4 protein-coding genes and 1 pseudogene are annotated in these 4903 nt (G+C 58.5%); all 5 read right to left on the bottom strand.

Going from position 1 to position 4903, the window contains the following annotated elements; all coding sequences use genetic code 11:
- The coding region (locus DK871_RS29830; protein WP_306109909.1) for an ImcF-related family protein at positions 1-1743 on the bottom strand (1743 nt) is incomplete at its 3' end.
- 10 nt (positions 1744-1753) lie between these two features.
- Entirely contained in the window at positions 1754-2986 is a 1233-nt protein-coding gene (locus tag DK871_RS29825) for a hypothetical protein (protein WP_161907431.1), read from the bottom strand.
- Between the two features lie 2 nt (positions 2987-2988).
- Positions 2989-3183, bottom strand: coding sequence for a PAAR domain-containing protein (locus DK871_RS29820; protein WP_256677537.1), 195 nt, complete (start codon positions 3181-3183; stop codon positions 2989-2991).
- A gap of 259 nt (positions 3184-3442) precedes the next feature.
- Positions 3443-4723 carry a sel1 repeat family protein gene (locus DK871_RS29815; protein ID WP_161907433.1) on the bottom strand — a complete coding sequence of 427 codons (1281 nt, stop codon included), beginning with the start codon at positions 4721-4723 and terminating at the stop codon, positions 3443-3445.
- Positions 4724-4903, bottom strand: a pseudogene (locus DK871_RS29810) (phospholipase); the annotation flags it as partial.

Below are 4903 nucleotides of genomic sequence, written 5' to 3'. Positions count from 1 at the left end.
CGCGGCCTGCGCATTGCGCTGGCCCAACTGGCTGAGCAACACCTGGCGAGCCTGGGCCACCAGCGCCGGGTCGGCCTTGATCGCCCACGCCGGGTGCGCGGCCAACTGCTCGCCATAAAAGCCCCACAGGCCCGGCGACAGGCCTTGCCAAAGCCCATTCGTCACACCGTTGCGCGCCGGCTCGGCGTTGCCCAGGGCCTTGCGCAAAAAGGTCGCGTCGGCCTTCTGTGGCCGGGCCAGCATCAGGTAAGCCTTTAGATTTTCATAAGCCCCGGGCGCCTGCGCAGCGCGCTGTTCGCTACCAGGTGGCAAGGCGATAAATGCCTTGAGCCGGCCTTGCAGGTTGGCCACCACCGGGTCGCGCATCAAACGATTATTGGCCTGCACGTAATGCGGCCACACCGCTGCCAGCAGGTTCTGGTTTTGCTCCAGGCCGAAGCGCTGATACCAGGGCACTCCGTTTTTGGCGCGGTAATCCAGGCGCGCCAGTTCACGGGTCAGATCGTTGAGCGCGGTCAACTGCGCGTCGCCGCTACCGGGCTGCTGCAACGCCGCCACCGAACGCTCGACCTCGCCAATCTGCACGCGGTTGGTCACGAACGACAGCAACAACCCTGCGCCCCATAACAGCGCCAGGCCCAACATAAATGCATAGCCGACACGCACCACGCCCCAGCCCAAACGCCGAGCAGTGCGGTTGTCGTCGAGTACGCCCTGCCACGGGGTAGGCGCGGACCAGTCGTGGCTTTTTGAAGCAGACTTTAGCGGCGCCACCGGCAGGCTGAACCACAGCCCCCGCAACGGCACGCCCCGGGAAAACTCGGGCGTCAGCGGCTCCAGCACCTGCCGCCAGCGGGCAATTCCCTTGGCCTGCAAATCACGCGACAACCGCAGCAAAAAATCGTGGGCCAATGTCTCATTCATCTGCCCCAGCCCGGCACGGCGCAATGGCGTGAGCAACTCAGTCAACTGCTCCTGCAGTTCCTGCGCGCTGAAGCGCTCGGGCAGTACGCGGCCCACCGGCTGCATCGCACGGCCGGTTTGCTCCCAGGTGCTGGCGCACACTTGCCAGAGGTACAAGGGCAACTGCCAGCCTACGTGATGCGCCAAGCGCTTTAACTGGCGCACGCCGGTGGCCATCGCGGCGGCGTCGGCGGCTTGAGTGTTGTCCAAGGCCCAGATTACGCCATCCAGGGAGCGCCAGCGGCTCAGGCCGGACCAGTGTGCGGTGAAGGTTTGCTCCAGGGATTCAAGGGCGTTGCCGCCCCACAGCAGGACGGTGCCCTGGCCTTCCAGCCAGTGGCGGGTGGTGAGGTTGGGGGCGATGGCGTTGACGGTGTCGGGGTCGCCGATGAGGAGAAGGAGGCGGACTTTTTGGCGCCAGAGGGGGCCGTAGTGCTCGCGCAGGTGTCTTCTGATCGAGTGGGTGCGCTCTTTCATGGAAGCATCACCAGCCCCTTCGCGACCAAGCTGTTCAGGTTGGGGAATATCATCCGCCTGCTGCGCTTCTTGACGATACGTTGAACGCCCTAACTGGTTGCCCAATGAATGGTAGGCGCCCACAAGCGCCAGCAGAACCAGAGTCGTGGCGACTATTACCCACAGGCTGATAGATTGCTGGTCACTGCCCGCCTGAAGACCTAATACGTCCGGGTAAAGCCAAACCACCCCCGCCAGTATTACTCCAATCAGCACCAATACGCTGACCACAATCCACACCCCTACTGAACGTCGAAGCTGCATTCGAAAATCCCTATTGCGAGAGCGGTGGCGCGGGTGTCAACACCGTGCTCCAGAGCCCCGTATCAACACAGTCGCTCCCGCTGAAAATGAACTGCGGCCCAGCGCCGCGATGAATGGACTGTGCCGCCAAGGCGATCGCCAGCCACGGCGATGCTTTACCTGGGTGCCCCAACGAGGCATCCAGGTTGTAAAACCCTTCGTTGGGCTTCGCTGGAAGAGGCACTTCAGCCAACACGGCGGTCAACGCAGCGTCACGCGCTGCATCAACCCCTGCTCGCCATGTTTGCTCGATTGATTGCGCAGTCAGAGGCACCCAGTCCAAGGCCTGATGCGCGGCGTAACACAGTGCATCGTTGGACGGTTCGCGCTCCTGCTCCGGGCGATGCAGGTAGGCCATGGGTGGTAATAGGGTTTGGGTCAGGCGATTGCCAAACAGTAATCCCACCGCCGCTTCAGCCGTGTTTTCAGGTTGTTGCACGGCGAACCGTAGGGCCACCACCAACAACAACGCCTGATCATTAATGCGGTAATCAAGCCACTGATCCACCGCCTCCAGACCACCGCGCTCAATAGGTGTTGTCCGTTGGCGGATACCGGATTCAATCCACGCCTGCTGCCACAGCTGCTGCCATATCTTTTCCGGCAAGGCACTCTCGACTTCCAGCAAAAGCGCTAGCGGCTGATTGTCGGGTAGCTGTTCCAGGGTTGGCGCCAAATCGGCAAGCAACTGCGCCAACACGCGTAGCAGCGTTACCTCAGGCACTTCATGCTTATCAGCGGCGATACGACTATGCCGTGACACCGTCCCTTGCCTGGACGGTTGAGCCGTTAGCGCCTTGTCCCCGCTCAATACGAGATCCAACTGCGTCGTTGATGGTGCATCAGGCGCTCGCCAAGCCGTGTTCACACTGACCCCCAACACCTGTTGAACACGGCGACCGCGCCGGAATTTTTCAATCAAATCCTCTTCACGGGCCTTATCCCACCCATCAGCAACCTGCTGCTGGCCGAGATACAGCAAGGCACGCCCAAAACCCAGCAGGCACCACCCCAGCAGCGGCCCGCCCAGAGCAAGCCCCCAAAAACGTAACGGTTGTTGACGCAACGCTTCTGTACCGAACAAAAACGTCCCCGCCACACCGAGCAGCAAAAGCAGCAGCGGAAACACCACTAGCCAGAGCCACCACCTTGGTCGTACAGGGCGTGGCGCCAGAGCAGGCACCTGATCCAATTTGACCGGCATCGCTAGCTCGCGCTCGCGTCAGGCAGTGACGAAATAAGGAGGCAACCACAGGCGCAGCGATGCCCGTGAAACGCGACGGGAAGGCCGTTGTCGCGAAACGTTGGATGCCCCTCGGCAATCACCGTGCGGCCATGGCCAGGGAGCGGACAAATCACCGGGTCGCCCTGGCGAGCCACGCCTATGCCTCTAAAGATCATGACAATGGAGCCCGATTGAACGGTGCCGCCGCCGGTTGTTTTGTCGCCGATGCGGATGATGTTTTTCATATTTTAATGACCCCTTTCGGTGGCAATGCACTAAAACTGTTTGCCTGAAAGGACCGACGGCCCTGTCTGCATGAGTGGATATTTCCTGCAGTTCGCAGGCGTACAGTAGGAGAGCGTTGCCCTCGTCGGATCGAGCCCGAATCGTCTCTTGTGCACAGGTAAAGGCCAGCTTGGCCTTGAAAATGACGTTTCATCCAAGCAGCCCCCACTCCACCGCTTCATCGCGAAGGGTGATCTTTTCGGAGAGCGGCCAAGGGCGTGGGTAAGTGCGCTCGACTTGATGTACTGGCATCGTCTCGCCCTGTTCAAAGTGGCGAATGACTTCTTTCCACCTAATCGCGAGGTCGTTTGGCCAGATGATTTTCCAGTAGCCCGTCTCCGGGCAGGTCTCACCGCTGTAGCAGATACGCACCGGGAAATTGGCTTGGCTGAAAGCCGGTGAACCGGGCATTGGTTTGCCGGTGGCTGGGTCGAGCACCATGGCTTTGGCCAGTTGGTTGATCAATGCCTCGGTGGGCTTGGGCGGTGGGACGTTGGCCAAGCGGGCTTCCAGCCATTGCAGCTTGCCGTCCCAGGCAGGGAGTTTGGCCGGTGGTAGGGGAAGGATTTCGTTGATTTCGGGGACTTTGGGGTCGGCGTAGGAGTAGTTACCTAGTACTTTGCCGATTTGCTCGTAGCGGTCTACACGCTCCAAGTCTTCCTGTTGCCCGAGGTAATGTAACTCGTTAGAAGATGACGGATTACGAAAACCTTTGCTTAAAAAAGAGGCCGAAACGCTGCTACCAGCAGCGACTCCTAATTGGAATGCCTCAAGCGCTTCACGGTATTTTTTCCCATATTTGAGATCAACACCTAATGCCGTAGCGGCTTTACCATGTGCTTGCTCAGCAGCGCAACGATACATTTGGCGAGCGACATCCGGAGCAATATTACTCGGTTCTAGCTTGTCACCCACGTAATACTGGGCCTGAGCATTGCCCAGATCAGCCGCTTTGCGGTAGTAACGCAACGACATTTCCGGGTCTTTCTTCAGCCCGGCAGATCCCTGTTGCAAGAAGATCCCGATAAAGTAATAACCCGTTGCCACACCGGCATCGATCAAGTGCTGACTCAAACGCAAGTGTTCTTCACCTCGCAACTTAAAAAAGCCACGCATGGTGCCATTCTGCAGGTTGATATTGGCCTTGTAGTGACCGTTCTCGGCAGCAATTCGATACAACCGTTCGATCTCAACATCGACAGTCTTGTCTTGCTTGAGCTGGTTGTTTTTTTGCAGCCAACGGGCGTACTGAAATAACACATCGCTTTCAGCGGATGACACCGGAATACTTTCGTGTACACAGGCAAAGGCCAACTTGGCCTTGATTTCAGTGAGCGGATTCAAGGGCATGTCCTTAGTCGGCAAAGTAAAAGCGTTGCTGGTGCCGCACACGGCCAGCAACAGACTCGATAACAAGATTTTCAGGCGCATTCAGTCAAGGTCCTTCAGGGTGGCTTCGCCGTAATAAAACTCGATGAGGGAGGCATACGGCGCCCCACTTTTTAGGTCTTTCTGACGTTTTTTTTTTTTTTTTAGAATTTCCTCCCAAGCATCAAACGCTTTACCCGGATCATCCTGCGCCCCCATCTCCTTCGTATGAAGATTCCATAA

It is taken from the genome of Pseudomonas sp. L13, from assembly GCF_009935965.1.
Classification (GTDB): Bacteria; Pseudomonadota; Gammaproteobacteria; order Pseudomonadales; family Pseudomonadaceae; genus Aquipseudomonas; species Aquipseudomonas lactis.
Note: the sequence above shows the minus strand (reverse complement) of the source record. Positions and strands in the feature narration are given on the sequence as shown.

Excerpts from the sequence above, each read along its gene's own strand:
- DK871_RS29820 (WP_256677537.1), bottom strand. The coding sequence starts at position 3,183 with ATGATCTTTAGAGGCATAGGCGTGGCTCGCCAGGGCGACCCGGTGATT.
- DK871_RS29825 (WP_161907431.1), bottom strand. The coding sequence starts at position 2,986 with ATGCCGGTCAAATTGGATCAGGTGCCTGCTCTGGCGCCACGCCCTGTA.
- DK871_RS29815 (WP_161907433.1), bottom strand. The coding sequence starts at position 4,723 with ATGCGCCTGAAAATCTTGTTATCGAGTCTGTTGCTGGCCGTGTGCGGC.